This window comes from Gemmobacter nectariphilus DSM 15620, from assembly GCF_000429765.1.
Lineage (GTDB): Bacteria > Pseudomonadota > Alphaproteobacteria > Rhodobacterales > Rhodobacteraceae > Wagnerdoeblera > Wagnerdoeblera nectariphila.
This window is the reverse complement of sequence record NZ_AUCM01000014.1, coordinates 26,635-40,246: the sequence shown is the minus strand read 5'-3', so window position 1 is coordinate 40,246 and position 13,612 is coordinate 26,635. Positions and strand designations below refer to the sequence as shown.

The following is a 13,612-nucleotide window of genomic DNA, read 5'->3' as shown; positions in this document are numbered from 1 at the left end:
GCAACCATCCTGACGCGGGTGCGGGATCTTGTCCAGATGGTCAGAAACCGGCCGATTGCCCCCGCGCGCGCGCCTCGATCATGCTGGCGACCTTGGCCACACCTTGCTGATACTTGCGCACCGCGCGGCTGCGCGCCAGCTTGATGGATTGCAGCATCAGCCGCGCCGCAAGGGTCAGCGGCCGCAACTCGGTCGAGACGGTGACCCGCGTGCGGCGCGGGCCCAGTTCGACCAGTTCGACAACCATCGTGGCCGCGATCGCCCGGCCATCGCCGGCAAAGACCAGAAGGCCCGGTTCCTCGCGCTGTTCCAGACACACGGCGACCTGACGCGGCTTGCCCTTGAAGGCAAAGGCCAGCTGCCAGGCCGGGGTATCGCCATCATCCTGCCGCGTCACCTGAATCCCGCGCCGCAGGGCCGCAAGCTCGAAGCTGTCGAAATCGTTGACGATTGCCCAGACCTTGGCGATGGGAGCCTCGATATCTTCTCGGGCGTTGAACTTCATGACTGCCTCTTTGCTGACCCTGCCCCGGGCAAGTTATGCCGATGCGGTCTGTCTCAGTCCAGCAGATCCGCAACCCAGGCATTCAGAAGGAACTGGGCGATTGCCCCCTTGCGGGCCGGCTTGACCAGCGGGTGACGGCCGGCCAGCGCATCGGCCATGTCCTCGCGGCTCATCCACATGGCATCTTCGATCTCGGCCGGGTCCAGCGTGATCGTCTCGCTGATCGCCTCGGCCGAAAAGCCAAGCATCAGCGAGGCGGGGAACGGCCAGGGCTGGCTGGCCTGATAGCGCACGGCGCCGACCTTGACGCCGGTTTCCTCGGCCACCTCGCGGCGCACGGCGGCCTCGACCGTCTCGCCCGGTTCGATGAAGCCGGCCAGCAGGGAATACATGCCTTGCGGCCAGCCATGCGAGCGGCCCAGCAGCACCCGGTTGCCATGCGTCACCAGCATGATGACCACCGGATCGGTGCGCGGGAAATGCGGCGCGTTGCAGGCCGGGCACTGGCGCTGCCAGCCGGCCATGGTGACATCGCTGGCATGACCGCAGCGGGCGCAGAACCCATGCGTGCGGTGCCATTCGAACAGCCCCCGCGCGGTCGCGGCCAGTTCGGCATCCAGCGGCGAGAGCAGCGTCATCACCCCGCGCAGTTCCACGAACAGATGGTCGGGGGGCGTGTCGGGGTGCTGCTGTTCCGTGGTGTCGAAGAACCCGCCGCCCTGCGCGGCCGCGTCGATGCCCGCAGGTTCCCACCCCGACAGATCGGCAGCAAACACCGGAGCACCCTGAACAAGGCCAAGGAACAACGGCGGGCCCGACATGTCGGCAAGGGCCGGATGCGTGGGCGCCAGCAAGGCAAGGCGCTCGCGCCCTGCGCCGGCCACCATGGGTTTGCCGCGCCACATCGGCACCACCCGCGCCGCACCATCGGCCCACATGGCCGCCTGCCGCGCCTGATCGCCCCGCAGCTCGGCCGACCGTTCCAATCCGCCAAGCCCGCCGAAGGTTACCGTTTCGCTGTTGCGCATTCCTGCCCCCATCCCATCCGTCGCCCCGTGATGGCACGATGGCGCGCGCGGCAAAAGAGCCCGCAGATTGACGTTGCGGAATTGCAACCATGAGTTGCCAATCAGGAATTTCCCCGCGTTTTCGCAGGACCATCAAGGCATCCGGATATTAATGTCGTGTTACACATTACGGACAGGACACGCGTTTTGCCCCCAAAGGATTCCCCGCCCCGTGCTGGTGCCAGCTGTGCGCTGACCTTGCTGGCAACCAGCGACCTGCATCTGAACCTGTGCCCCTGGGACCATTACAGGGACCGTCCGGCGCCCGGCACCGGGCTGATTTCCGCGGCAGGCCGGATTGCCCGGCTGCGCAGCACCGAGCCGAATACCTTGCTGCTCGACAATGGCGATTTCCTGCAGGGCACCGCCGTGGGCGATGCGATTGCAGAGTCGCACCCGCCCCGCGCCGATCAGCCCCACCCGATGATCGAGGCGATGAACCTTCTGGCCTATGATGCCGTGGCGCTGGGGAACCACGATTTCGACTATGGGCTCGAGTTTCTGGGCGCGGCGCTGGCCGGGGCACAGTTTCCGGCGCTTTGTGCCAATCTGGTGCGCACAGATGGCGGGCCGCCGCTGTTCGGCGGCTGGACCGTGCTGGAGCGGCGCGTGACGGACGATGCCGGCAAGTCCTGGCCGCTGCGCATCGGTCTGGTCGGGGTGCTGCCGCCGCAGGTCGAGGCCTGGGGCAGCGCCCATCTGCAAGGCCGCGCCAAGGCACAAGGCATGGCCGAGACACTGCACCGCCTGGTCCCCCGGATGATCGCCGCCGGCGCCGAGGTGGTGGTTGCCCTGTGCCACACCGGCATCGGGACGGCAAAGGGCGGCATCGCCCCCGAGGCCGAGAACGCCGCTCTTGCGCTGGCCGCCGTGCCCGGGGTCGATGCGGTGATCGCAGGGCATACCCATCAGCTGTTTCCGGGCCCGGATTTCCCGGCCGGTCCCGGGATCGACCCGCAGGCGGGGCATCTGGCCGGCATCCCGGCCGTGATGCCAGGCTATGCCGGCAGCCATCTGGGCGTGATCCGGCTGCGGCTGGACCGCGGGACGGACCGCCGCTGGCGCAGCCGTGGCGGGACGGGCGCGCTGGTGCCCTTGCTGACCGAGACGCCGGCCGACCCGGTGCCGGAACCGCTGGCGCAGCTGTGCAACCGGCTGACCGCCGCGACGCGCCGCCACCTGTCCCGCCCGGCCGGGCGCACCGCCATCGCGCTCAACAGCCATTTCGCCCTGGCGGGGGATTGCGCCACGACGCGCCTGACCGCCCGGGCGATGCGCTGGCATGTCGCGCAGATGCTGCAAGGCGGGCCCCATGGGGATTTGCCGGTGCTGGCTGCCGCCTCGCCTTCGCGCGCGGGGGGAACGGCCGGGCCGTCGAACTATGTCGACTTGCCTGCAGGCGCGATGTGTGAACGCGATCTTGCCGCGCTGTGCCCCTATCCCAACCCGATCCGGGCGCTGAAAGTCACTGGCGCAGGGCTGCGCGACTGGCTGGAATATTCCGCCCGCGCCTTTCGCCAGATCGCCCCCGGCACGCAGGATGCCGCCTTGCTCGACCCGGACTGGCCCTACTACAATTTCGACGTGATCGAGGGGCTGACCTATCAGATCGATCTCTCGGCCCCGCCTGGCGATCGCATCCGCGATCTGTGCCATGATGGGGCGCCCCTGCGGCCTGATGCCGAATTCGCACTGGCCACCAACAGCTACCGCGCGGCGGGGGGCGGCGGCTTTCCCGGCACCGGACCCGAGGTGCCCACGATCCTTGCCGCGCCAACGCTGGTGCGCACCATCATCGGCGCCTGGCTGACGCTCGAAGGCCCCTATGATCTCGCGCCCTCGGCCCAGTGGCGATTCGCCCCGATGCCGGGCACCACGGCCGTGCTGCACACGGGCCCGGGCGCTGTGCATCACCTGCCCCGCCCCGGCCTTACGCCGCTTCAGACCGGCGCGGATGGATTTCTTCGCGTGCGCCTTGCGCTCTGACCCTTGCATCGCGCGGGCGCAGCGCATATCTGCATTCCCGAGAGGTTGGCGCGGGCAAGTGCCTCGCCAACCCGGTCAGGTCCGGAAGGAAGCAGCCGTAACGAGCCCCACTTGGGTCGTTGTCCAGCCTCTCACCCAATCCCCCAGCCCCCGATCCCAAGCCGCCAAGCTGCGCAGGAAGGCGGGGCCATGTTGGCGGGCAAGACGCTGCGCAAGCGGATCATGCGGGTTGACGCCCAGGGCCCGCCGGACTCCAAAGGCGCATGGGATCGGTTGATGGCGGATCAAGCGGCCACGGGGCGGCTGGCCAATGCGCGACGCGCCGCAACCCACGATGGACCCCCAAGGGCGATCTGGCCGCGATGGGGCAAGGGCCACAGCGGCGCCCCTTGCCGAAGGCATCGCGGGTTGCAAAGCAACCACAGGCACGCCCGGCATTTCCCCGCGCCTGCTGGTGCTGGCCATGGCGCCTTGCCAAGGCGAACCCGTTGATCTGTCGGGGGCTGGCGTCTTGCTTTGCAAACCCGAGCCGCCGCGACAATCCGCCCCGATCCGGGGCCATCCGGGTTTTCAAGCAACCGGAGCCGGAGGGTGGATTTCTGATTTGTGCTTAAAATTCAATTCATTAAACGCCAAGCGCCGCAAGGCGGGCAGGCCCGGCATCGCACCTTCGCCAACCGGAAGCCAATCTTCTCGCTCTGCACCGACAAGCCGGATCTTGCGCTTTGATGAGGAATTGGGCAATCAAATGCCATGTGCAGACGGATTGTTCACGGCATCCATGGGGTTGGACTGATTGCCCTGCTGGCCTTCGCGCTTGTCGCGACGGGGTTTGCACACCGCGTTCCAAGCGCGTCGGACATCGCCGTTGAGGCCTATGTGCTTGCCGGCGGCGACATATCCGACATCTGCGGCGACATGGGATCCGACGGCAAGACGACCCATCGGGACTGCCCTGCCTGTCACATCGTCGGATCGACGATGCTTCCCGATGCGCCGCAAAGCCTGGCCGACGTCAACTATGTGTTTGTCGCGACGGTTATCGCCCCCCGGGAAAGCCGCGCGATCCGGACGGTCCTTGATCCTGCGCGCGGCATGAGAGCGCCCCCTCTGGCCTGATCGATTTCCACGAATTCGATCAACGCAATCTGCCGCGCGTGATGCGGCAAGCCAGAGACACATCATGAAACATGCTCTTTTCGCGGCTTTCGCCGCCACCCTTGCCGTGCCGGCTTTCGCGGGCGACATGACCGTCACGATTCCCTTCGCCGCAGAAATCGGCGGCAAACCCTTTGCCTGTGCGCAAACCTACAAGGGCCTCGGGGCCACCGGCGCCGAAGTTGCCGTCAGCGATTTCCGCGTCTTTGTCTCGCAGGCGGCCCTGATCCGGGCCGATGGCAGCCTTCAGCCGATCGCGCTTGATCAGGACGGCCAGTGGCAGTCGGGCGATGTGGCGCTGCTTGATTTCGAGGACGCGACCGGCGCCTGCACCAACGGAACGCAAGGCACCCACAGCGCGCTGTCGGGAACGGTGCCGGAAGGCAGCTATACGGGTCTGGTCTTCACCGTTGGCGTTCCGTTCGAGCAGAACCATGTCGATCCGACGCTGGCGCCCGCGCCGCTGAACACCACGGCGATGTTCTGGAACTGGCAAGGCGGCTACAAGTTCGTTCGCATCGATCTGGTGCCGACGGATCGCAAGGACACCGGCCCCAAGGGCTGGTTCCTGCATCTGGGCTCGACCATGTGCGATGCGCCGTCCAAGACGTCTGCCCCTTTGGCCTGCAAGCATGAAAACCGCATCGAGGTTCGCCTTGACGGGTTCGATCCGGCAAGGAACACCATCGTGATCGACCCTGCCCCCGTCGTGGCAGAGGCGGATCTGCGCACCAACGCCCCCGAAACCTCGCCAGGCTGCATGTCCTTTCCCGGTGATGCCGACTGCATGACCGTGATGGCCAGGCTTGGCCAGCCCTACATGGATGTACCGGCCGGCACCCAGGCACTGATCTCGATGCGGTGACCGACATGCTCCGCTGGGTCATTCCGGCGGCGGCCATGATCCTGGCCGGGGCGATTGGCGCCTCGGCCGACCCCTATGTCTGGCCGCTGCCTGCCTGGATGCCGCGACCGCCCGTGCCCGCCGACAATCCGATGTCGGCGGCCAAGGTGGATCTGGGCCGCCATCTTTTCTATGATGCGCGCCTGTCGCGCGATGGCACCGTCGCCTGCGCGTCGTGTCACGATCAGGCGCGCGCCTTCACCGACGGGCGGGCAAGGGCGATCGGCATCGACAGCATCGCCGGTCTGAAGAATGCGCCGGGCCTGGCCAATGCCGGGTATTTTCCAGCGCTGACCTGGGCCAATCCGCATATGAGCAGCCTCGAGTTTCAGGCGCTTGTGCCGCTGTTCGGCGAAAACCCCGAAGAGATGGGCAGCGTCGGCCACGAGGAAGAGATTTTCGCCCGCCTCTCGGTCGACACCTATTATGCGGCGGCCTTTCCGGCGGCTTTTCCGGACCACCCTGCCCCAGATCTTTACACGATCACGCGCGCCTTGGCGGCCTTTCAGCGCAGTCTGATCTCGGTCGACAGCCCCTATGACCGCTACAAGTATTGGGGCGAGGCGGACGCGATTTCCGACGCGGCCAAGCGCGGCGAAGAGCTGTTCTTCGATCACCGGTTCGAATGCTACCACTGCCATCAGGGCATTCTCTTTACCGACAATCTGCAAACCGCGCGCTCGGCCGAGCCCGAGATCGGCTTTCACAATACCGGGCTTTACGATCCCTATCCGGCAGCTCTGCCGGGCCTGATCGAGATCACGGGCCGCCCCGAGGATGCAGGGCGGTTCCGCACGCCATCGCTGCGCAATGTCGCCGTCACCGCGCCCTACATGCACGATGGCTCGATCCCGGATCTGCGCGGGGTCCTGGCCCATTATGCGGGCGCAGGCCGGGCGCCGGGCCATCCGATGAAAGACGGAATGATTGCAGGCTTTACCGCGACCGATGCCGAGATCACCGACATCATCGCCTTTCTCGAAAGCCTGACGGACCAGGGCTTTCTGACAAACCCCGCCACGTCCGATCCCTGGCCCGAGGGTCACGCCGCACGCAGCCGGCGCATGATGCCGCCAAGGGAGGCAAAATGATGCGAACGAGGTCCGCAGCGGGAGGCGTCCCACGGTGCGCAGACCTCGACCGGCCCGCGCCGCAAGGCGTTCGGGCCGGCACTGTCCCGCCCGGCCGACCAAGAGCCGGGCGGGATTTTTTCAGACCCCCGTTCAGACCCAGTTTCAGACCCCCGCTCAGAACAGCGGCTTTTCACCCGCGAAAGCCGGAAGAAGGACACGCAGAATGAAAAAGCTCATCATCGCGCTGACGGCGGCGCTGATGTTTCCCCCCGTCGCCCACGCGCATGAAGTTCAGGTCGGGGATCTGGAGATCATCCACCCGGCCATTCCGCTGCCCCCCCGCAGCGCCCCCACCGCAGCCGGATACATGGTCATCGCCAACAACGGCACGGCTCCTGATCGGCTGATCGGCGTCGAGGTGCCGATGGCCGCGTCCGCAAGCCTGCACCGCACCGAAGTCAGCGCCGATGGCATCGCCCGCATGCTGCCGATCAAGGCCGTCGCCATCCCCGCGAATGACACTGTCCTGTTCGAACAGGGCGCCATGCATGTCATGGTGATGGGCCTGTCCAGGCCGCTGAACCAAGGCGACATGGTGCCCGCCACGCTGATCTTTGAACATGCCGGCCGGGTCGAGATCGCCTTCATGGTCGACCCGGCGGATGGCATGGATCACGGCGCCATGGATCATTCGGCCATGGGCCCTGCACATGCCGGTGGCCCGATGTCGCCGATGGGCGGCAGCGATGCCGAACAGATCACGGCTCTGCTGAAGGCCCGGTTCGACCGGCCCGAGGCCCCCTTGACCGTGGCGCCGATCACCGTGCAGGGCACCGTTGCCGTGGCAGGGTGGACCCAGGACGGCGCGGGCGGGCGCGCCTTCCTGCGCCAGGATGACCAGGGCTGGTTCGTCGAACTTTGTTCCGGCGCAAGCCTTGTGCTGCCTGCAACGTTCCAATCCATGGGACTGGGCCGGGCAGAGGCCAGGCAACTCGCCGCCGCCGTCACTGGCGCCGAGGCCAGTGCCGGCGCCGATCTGATTGCCCGCCTCAATGCCTTCGAGGGCACGGTGATCATCGGGCGCGAGGCCATGGCCGGCCATGGCCACGGTGCGGTCAATGGCAACTGACTTTCCGGGCAGGGTTGCCCGCGACATCGCCCCCGTCGCATTGGACGATGCCAGTCTGCAGGTCATCGGGCAGCGCCGCCCCCCGCAGAGCCCGGCAAGCCGCCCCCATAACCGGCGCGCGGCGCGGCAAAGGGGTGGCAACGTTCCGGCCCGCCTGGCTCCGGGCCTTGGCGCAGCTTTTGCAGGGCCGGCGCAGGGGCCGGTGATCGCCCGCGCTTGCGCGATGGGCGCGGCGCGATCGGATCGTTCAGGCCCCGTCGCATGGGCCAGCGCCGGCGGGACCCGTTGCCCTGCGCTCGCTTGCGCGGCCGGCTCCGATCTTGCGGGCGCGTGCCCGGCTTGTCTTGATCGACCAGACCCGGGTGCGCCGGGGGGCGATGCGCTCGACGCCTGCGGCGACACGCCCCTCCTGCCGTGGCGTGCGCGCGTGGGCAGACGGGCGGCCAGGGACACCACAGGCACAGCATGACAGCCGGCGCCGAAATTCACCTGTGCGCGACTTGCCCGCAAGGCAATGCCATCGGAACTGCCCTGAGGGCGGCGGCCCCGGACCTTGCCGAAACGTTGCGCGTCTTTCCCTGCCTCGGCGGCTGCAGGCGCCGCTCGCGCCTGTCCATCGCGGCCCCGGGGCGGTGGGGCTGGATGTTTGGCGACCTGACACCAGATGCCGTTCCTGACCTGCTGGCCTTCATTCGTCTGTGGCTCGCCGATGCCGAAGGGCTTGTCCACAAGCACAGGCGCCCGACGGCCCTGCGCACCGCCATTCTGGGGCGGATGCCCCCCTTCGGTTCCGGATCGCGGTCCGGCGCCCCGCCGGACCTTCAAGACCACCCGATTGCCGTTCAACATGGAGAACCCCGATGAGCGCATTCACGCGCGGCCTGGCGGCCGCATTGTCCCTGGCCTTCGCCATGCCGGCGATGGCCGAGATCACCGTCACCGATCTTGACGGCCGCACCGTGACACTGGACCGCGTGCCAGACCGCGTCGCGCTTGGCTTCTATTACGAAGATTACCTGGCCGTGGCCGGTGCCGCAGGGGCCGACAAGATCGTGGCGCTGTCGCGCGCGCCCTGGGCCGATTGGCGGCCCGGTCAGTGGGCAGTCTACACCGCGCGCTTCCCGCAGCTCAAAGGGCTGCCCGATTTCGGCAATGCCGACGACAATACCTTCTCGGTCGAAGCGCTGATCGCCGCCCGGCCCGAGGTCGCGATCCTGTCAAGCTGGCAGACCGCAACCATCGGCGAGCCGGGCGTCAAACAAATCGAGGACGCTGGCATCAAGGTCGTTGCGATCGACTACAACGCCCAGACCCTGGAACGCCATCTGCTGTCCACCCGCGTGCTGGGCGCCGTGATGGGGCAGCCCGAGCGGTCGGAGCAGCTTGCCGCGATGTACGAGACCAGGACAGCCGACACGCTGGCGCGGGTCGCCAAGGCTGGCCCATCCCATCGCAAGATCTATGTCGAGCTTGCGCAGAAAGGCCCGGGCGAAATTGGCAATAGCTATGGAAACGGCATGTGGGCCGGGGTGATCGACCTTGTCGGCGGCGAAAACATCGCCAAGGGCCAGGTCAAGAACTGGGGGCCGCTGTCGCCGGAATACGTTCTGGCGCAGCAACCCGATGTCATCTTGCTGGCCGGTTCCGAGTGGCTGAACAAACCCGAGGCGGTGATCCTTGGCTTTGGTGCCACGGACGAGCTGGCTCAGTCGAAGATGGCGGCCTACACGACCCGTCCGGGCTGGAGCGATCTGCCCGCAGTGCAGACCAAGCAGGTGTTCGGCATTTACCATGGCGGCAACCGCACCTTGTCGGATTTCGTCTATGCCCGCGCGATTGCCAAGGCGCTGTATCCCGAGGCCTTCGCCGATGTCGATCCGGCAGCAGAGCTGGCCGATTACTACAAGACCTGGATGCCGGTTGCGGCGGATGGCCTGTTCATCGACCAGCTGAAATGAGCGTGGCCGCCGATCCTGTGTCCCGCTGGCGGGCAAGGGCGGCACGGCGGGCGGTGGCGGCAGCCGCAGCCGCCCTGCTCTTGCTGATCCTTGTGCTGGGGGACCTGACCACGGGCCCTGCGGGCATGGGCATCCCGGACATCTGGGACACCCTGAGGGCGGGTCCGCATGGCGACGACCGCGCGGCCGCGACGATCCTGTTCCAGATCAGGCTGCCGCAGACCGCAATGGCACTGATCGTCGGCTCCGCGCTTGGGTTGGCGGGATTGCTGATGCAGACGATCCTCGCCAACCCGCTGGCCTCGCCCTTTACCCTTGGCTTTTCCGCCGCCGCGGGCTTTGGCGCGGCCCTTGCGATCATGTTCGGCTCGGCGCTGGCGCTGCCCCTGCCGGCGCATGTCCTGACACCAGCCTGCGCGTTTGTGGCGACATTGGCGGCCACCGGCCTCGTGTGGCTGGTGGGACGCCTGAAGGGCACTCAGCCCGAGGTGCTGGTCCTGGCCGGGATCGCGGTGATGTTCTTCTTTCAATCCCTGCTGTCGCTTCTGCAGTTCCTGGCCTCGCCCGAGGTGCTGCAACAGATCGTCTTCTGGCTGTTCGGGTCGCTCCTCAAGGCGAACTGGACGGCTGTCCAGGTCGGCGGGGCCATTCTGGCGCTTTGCCTGCCGGTGATCGCGCGCGATGTCTGGGCGCTGACGGCGCTGCGCCTTGGCGAGGCGAATGCCGAAAGCCTCGGGCTTGACGTGGCGGCGATCCGCCGGCGGTCCTTTCTGACCACCGCGGCGCTTACCGCGGCGGCCGTGTCCTTTACCGGAACCATCGGCTTTGTCGGGTTGATCGCGCCGCATGTCGCGCGCTCTCTGGTCGGCGAGGACCACCGCATCGCGCTGCCCGTATCGGCGCTGGCGGGCGCCATGATCATCGTCAGCGCCTCGATCGTCGGCAAGCTGCTGTCGTCCGGTGCCGCGATCCCGGTCGGCATCATCACTGCGGTCGCCGGCATCCCGATGCTGCTGGCTGTCATCTTGCGCCACAAGGGAGTCTGATCATGTTCACGATATCCGGCCCGCCCTTGTGGCGTGGCAAGGCACGCATCCTCGATGCGTTTTCCTTTGCGCTGCGGCCAGGTGAAATGCTGGGCGTCGTCGGACCGAACGGGTCGGGCAAATCCACGCTTTTGCACGCGATTGCCGGGCTTTCGCCCGAGGCCGTGACGATCACGCGCGACGGGCGCGCCCTTGGGCGGCGCGAGATCGGCCATTTGCCACAGGCCTTTCTGGTGAAATCCTCGATTTCGGTGCTCGAATGCATCCTGCTCGGCCGCCGCGAGGATCTTGGCCTGCGCATTCGGGCAAGCCTGATCCGCGAGGCCGAGGCCTTGCTGCATCGACTGGGACTTGAACGCCTTGCCGATCGCCCGATGTCGGCTTTGTCCGGTGGCCAGCAACAGCGGGTGCTGATCGCACAGCGGCTGTTTCGGGCGCCGGCCCTTTTGCTGATGGACGAGCCGACCTCGGCGCTGGATCTGCACCACCAGTTGTCGGCCCTGTCGGCCTTGCAGACCTATGCCCGGCAGGCCGAGGGCGCGGTGATCGTTGCACTGCACGACCTGACGCTGGCGGCGCGCTATTGCGACCGGATCCTGCTCGTCTCTGCCGGTGCCTGCGGCCAGCCGGATGCGCCCGATGCCGTTCTTACCCGCGATGTGCTAAGGCAGTTCTGGCAGATCGAGCCCGAATTTCTGGCCTGTCAGCAGGGCCGTCTGGTCATCATCCCGCATGAAGGGCCGCGCGGATCTGAGCCCGCCAAGGCACCGGCCATCGCCCTGGGCTAGGATCGCCCGCCCGGAACGCACGGCCAGCCTGGCAACACCCGGCCGGCACGCATCAGGCGGCGGCGACGAACAGCCGCGGCGTGACAAGACCCGATCGCCGCAGACCGCACGCGGATTGCGCGCCCGCCCGCAAAGTGTTGCAGCGCGTGAAGTCGCAACCCGCTCAGCCCCACCTGCGGGCCTTTCAATCCCGCAGGTGGCGCACGGCCCCGTCCCAATAGGCCATCGGTCCCGATCGAGGCCTGCCCGGGCGCAAGACATTCGCGTCCTTGCCTGTCCGTGCTAGGATCATGGCGCATGCGAGCAGCCGGGAACGCCCCGGCCAGAAACGGCAGAGGAACATGGACAAGCTTTCCGTCATGCAGGCCTTCCGCCGCATCGTCGAACGCGGCAGTTTCGCGCGCGCGGCAGAAGATCTGGGCGTGTCGCCCGCGCTTCTGAGCAGAGAGCTCAAGTTGCTGGAAGACAGCCTCGGGACCACGCTTCTGACGCGCACGACACGCTCCATGTCGCTGACCGATGCCGGGCGGCTCTATTACGACGAGGCGTCCGGCATTCTCGACGCTGTCACCCAGGTCGAGGCCTCGATCCGCGATGGCGCCGGCGCCGTCCGGGGGCATCTGAAGATCAACGCGTCGAGTTCCTTCGGGCAGACGGTGATCGCGCCGATCCTGCCGGAGTTTCTCGAGGCCTATCCGGATCTTCGTCTTTCCCTGTCCATGGACGACCGGGTCGTCGACATGGTCGAGGGCGGGTTCGACGTGTCGATCCGCATTCGCGCCGCCATGCCGGATTCGGCTCTGGTGGCGCGCAAGATCGGGACCATGCGGCAGCGGGTCTTCGCCTCTCCGCGTTATCTGGATCGCGCGGGCACGCCGCAGGTGCCGGCGGATATTTCCAGACACAAGATCATCGGCTTCCTGATTGCCGATCATCTGACCTCATGGACGTTGAATGGCCCCTCCGGCACAACGGTGATCGCGCTTGACCCGCCGGTCCGGGTGGGCAACAGCCTCGTGCTGCGCGACCTGCTGATCGCGGGGCAAGGCATCGGCACCCTGCCGGATTTCGTCTCGAAGGAGCCCGAGGCGCGGGGTGAGCTTGTCCGCGTCCTGCCAGATTGGGAACTTCCCGCGCCAGAAATCTTCGCCGTCACCGCCTCGCGGCTGGGCATGGATGCGCGGGTGACGGTCTTCCTTGACCATCTTCGCGCCGCGCTGCACCCCTGACATTCTTCACCAGGCGTAAAGACTGAAGTCAGCGCCGGGCGGTTATTCCGGCGCGGCCGATCCTCCATCCTCTCTGGCATCGAAACCCTTGCCCTGAGAGGATCCCATGACACGCGTTCTTGTTCTCTACTATTCCAGCTATGGCCACGTCCGCGCGCTTGCGCAGGCCGAGGCCGAAGGCGCCCGCAGCGTGCCGGGCACCCATGTCGATCTGCGCCGCGTGCCCGAGACCGTTCCCGAGGACATCCAGCGCAAGGCCGGTTTCGCCGCCGACGACACGCCTGTCGCCAGCCCCGCCGACCTCGAGGCCTATGATGCGATCATCCTCGGCACGCCGACGCTGTTCGGCATGATGGCCGGGCAGATGAAGTCCTTCCTTGACCAGGCCGGTGGACTTTGGGCGCGCAACGCACTGGTCGGCAAGGTGGCGGCCGTCTTCGCCTCCACCGGCTCGCAGCACGGCGGGCACGAGGCGACGCTGCTCACGACCCAGATCCCGCTGCAGCATTTCGGGATGCTGATCGCGGGCATGCCCTACACCTTTGCAGGCCAGACGACGGCCGAGGGCATTGTCGGCGGCGCCCCCTATGGCGCGGGCACCATCGCCGGGGTCGATGGCTCGCGCATGCCCACCCAGACCGACCTTGCCGGTGCGCGCTTTCAGGGTGCGCATGTGGCGCGGATCGCCGCGCGCCTGGCCGGGGCGGCCCTGGCACAGCAGGCCGCGTGATGCCGCCCGCCCCGAAAGCCCGGCCCCTGCCCGTCACGC

The 13,612-nt window shown here is 67.2% G+C and carries 13 protein-coding genes and 1 other RNA gene; 12 read left to right on the top strand and 2 right to left on the bottom strand.

The window, feature by feature from the left end; all coding sequences use genetic code 11:
• Positions 1-40: 40 nt before the first annotated feature.
• Both G481_RS0114295 and nudC read right to left on the bottom strand, forming a co-directional pair.
• On the bottom strand, positions 41-505 hold the full coding sequence (locus G481_RS0114295; protein ID WP_028030644.1) for an SRPBCC family protein: 465 nt from the start codon (positions 503-505) through the stop codon (positions 41-43).
• 53 nt (positions 506-558) lie between these two features.
• A complete protein-coding gene (nudC, locus tag G481_RS0114290) occupies positions 559-1,533 on the bottom strand; it encodes an NAD(+) diphosphatase (protein WP_028030643.1) in 975 nt (324 codons plus the stop codon).
• Positions 1,534-1,719: 186 nt separating this feature from the next.
• Between nudC and G481_RS0114285 the strand changes: the two genes are divergently transcribed.
• The 12 genes from G481_RS0114285 to wrbA all read left to right on the top strand — a co-directional run bounded on the left by G481_RS0114285 (position 1,720) and on the right by wrbA (position 13,573).
• Positions 1,720-3,558, top strand: a complete 1,839-nt coding sequence (locus tag G481_RS0114285) for a 5'-nucleotidase C-terminal domain-containing protein (protein WP_028030642.1) — start codon at positions 1,720-1,722, stop codon at positions 3,556-3,558.
• Positions 3,559-3,597: 39 nt separating this feature from the next.
• Positions 3,598-3,694: signal recognition particle sRNA small type (gene ffs / locus G481_RS25480), an RNA gene on the top strand.
• Positions 3,695-4,311: 617 nt separating this feature from the next.
• Positions 4,312-4,677 carry a hypothetical protein gene (locus tag G481_RS23900; RefSeq protein ID WP_035026157.1) on the top strand — a complete coding sequence of 122 codons (366 nt, stop codon included), beginning with the start codon at positions 4,312-4,314 and terminating at the stop codon, positions 4,675-4,677.
• Positions 4,678-4,741: 64 nt separating this feature from the next.
• Complete coding sequence (locus G481_RS0114275; protein ID WP_028030641.1) at positions 4,742-5,581, top strand: MbnP family copper-binding protein; 840 nt, start codon at positions 4,742-4,744, stop codon at positions 5,579-5,581.
• A gap of 5 nt (positions 5,582-5,586) precedes the next feature.
• The gene (locus G481_RS0114270) at positions 5,587-6,711 is read left to right on the top strand and encodes a methanobactin export MATE transporter MbnM (RefSeq protein WP_028030640.1); all 1,125 of its coding nucleotides are present in this window, start codon (positions 5,587-5,589) and stop codon (positions 6,709-6,711) included.
• A gap of 205 nt (positions 6,712-6,916) precedes the next feature.
• A complete protein-coding gene (locus G481_RS25475; protein WP_084450929.1) occupies positions 6,917-7,822 on the top strand; it encodes a copper uptake system-associated protein in 906 nt (301 codons plus the stop codon).
• A gap of 465 nt (positions 7,823-8,287) precedes the next feature.
• Positions 8,288-8,686, top strand: a complete 399-nt coding sequence (locus tag G481_RS26980) for a DUF1636 family protein (RefSeq protein WP_035026153.1) — start codon at positions 8,288-8,290, stop codon at positions 8,684-8,686.
• The gene (locus G481_RS0114250; protein ID WP_028030639.1) at positions 8,683-9,780 is read left to right on the top strand and encodes an ABC transporter substrate-binding protein; all 1,098 of its coding nucleotides are present in this window, start codon (positions 8,683-8,685) and stop codon (positions 9,778-9,780) included. Before G481_RS26980 ends, G481_RS0114250 begins: the two co-directional genes overlap by 4 nt.
• On the top strand, positions 9,777-10,826 hold the full coding sequence (locus tag G481_RS0114245) for a FecCD family ABC transporter permease (RefSeq protein ID WP_028030638.1): 1,050 nt from the start codon (positions 9,777-9,779) through the stop codon (positions 10,824-10,826). The genes G481_RS0114250 and G481_RS0114245 overlap by 4 nt, the downstream gene beginning before the upstream one ends.
• Positions 10,827-10,828: 2 nt before the next feature.
• Positions 10,829-11,614 (top strand): ABC transporter ATP-binding protein, encoded by a 786-nt coding sequence (locus G481_RS23880; RefSeq protein ID WP_051294545.1) that lies wholly within the window; start codon positions 10,829-10,831, stop codon positions 11,612-11,614.
• A 341-nt stretch (positions 11,615-11,955) separates the two neighbouring features.
• Positions 11,956-12,843 carry a LysR family transcriptional regulator gene (locus tag G481_RS0114235; RefSeq protein WP_028030637.1) on the top strand — a complete coding sequence of 296 codons (888 nt, stop codon included), beginning with the start codon at positions 11,956-11,958 and terminating at the stop codon, positions 12,841-12,843.
• 106 nt (positions 12,844-12,949) lie between these two features.
• Positions 12,950-13,573, top strand: coding sequence for an NAD(P)H:quinone oxidoreductase (wrbA, locus tag G481_RS0114230; protein ID WP_028030636.1), 624 nt, complete (start codon positions 12,950-12,952; stop codon positions 13,571-13,573).
• Positions 13,574-13,612: the final 39 nt, after the last annotated feature.

Bases quoted from the DNA above. Each gene is read 5' to 3' on its own strand.
- wrbA (WP_028030636.1), top strand. From the start codon at position 12,950: ATGACACGCGTTCTTGTTCTCTACTATTCCAGCTATGGCCACGTCCGC.
- G481_RS23880 (WP_051294545.1), top strand. From the start codon at position 10,829: ATGTTCACGATATCCGGCCCGCCCTTGTGGCGTGGCAAGGCACGCATC.
- G481_RS25475 (WP_084450929.1), top strand. From the start codon at position 6,917: ATGAAAAAGCTCATCATCGCGCTGACGGCGGCGCTGATGTTTCCCCCC.
- G481_RS0114275 (WP_028030641.1), top strand. From the start codon at position 4,742: ATGAAACATGCTCTTTTCGCGGCTTTCGCCGCCACCCTTGCCGTGCCG.
- G481_RS26980 (WP_035026153.1), top strand. From the start codon at position 8,288: ATGACAGCCGGCGCCGAAATTCACCTGTGCGCGACTTGCCCGCAAGGC.
- G481_RS0114295 (WP_028030644.1), bottom strand. From the start codon at position 505: ATGAAGTTCAACGCCCGAGAAGATATCGAGGCTCCCATCGCCAAGGTC.
- G481_RS0114250 (WP_028030639.1), top strand. From the start codon at position 8,683: ATGAGCGCATTCACGCGCGGCCTGGCGGCCGCATTGTCCCTGGCCTTC.
- G481_RS23900 (WP_035026157.1), top strand. From the start codon at position 4,312: ATGTGCAGACGGATTGTTCACGGCATCCATGGGGTTGGACTGATTGCC.
- G481_RS0114270 (WP_028030640.1), top strand. From the start codon at position 5,587: ATGCTCCGCTGGGTCATTCCGGCGGCGGCCATGATCCTGGCCGGGGCG.
- G481_RS0114235 (WP_028030637.1), top strand. From the start codon at position 11,956: ATGGACAAGCTTTCCGTCATGCAGGCCTTCCGCCGCATCGTCGAACGC.
- nudC (WP_028030643.1), bottom strand. From the start codon at position 1,533: ATGCGCAACAGCGAAACGGTAACCTTCGGCGGGCTTGGCGGATTGGAA.
- G481_RS0114245 (WP_028030638.1), top strand. From the start codon at position 9,777: ATGAGCGTGGCCGCCGATCCTGTGTCCCGCTGGCGGGCAAGGGCGGCA.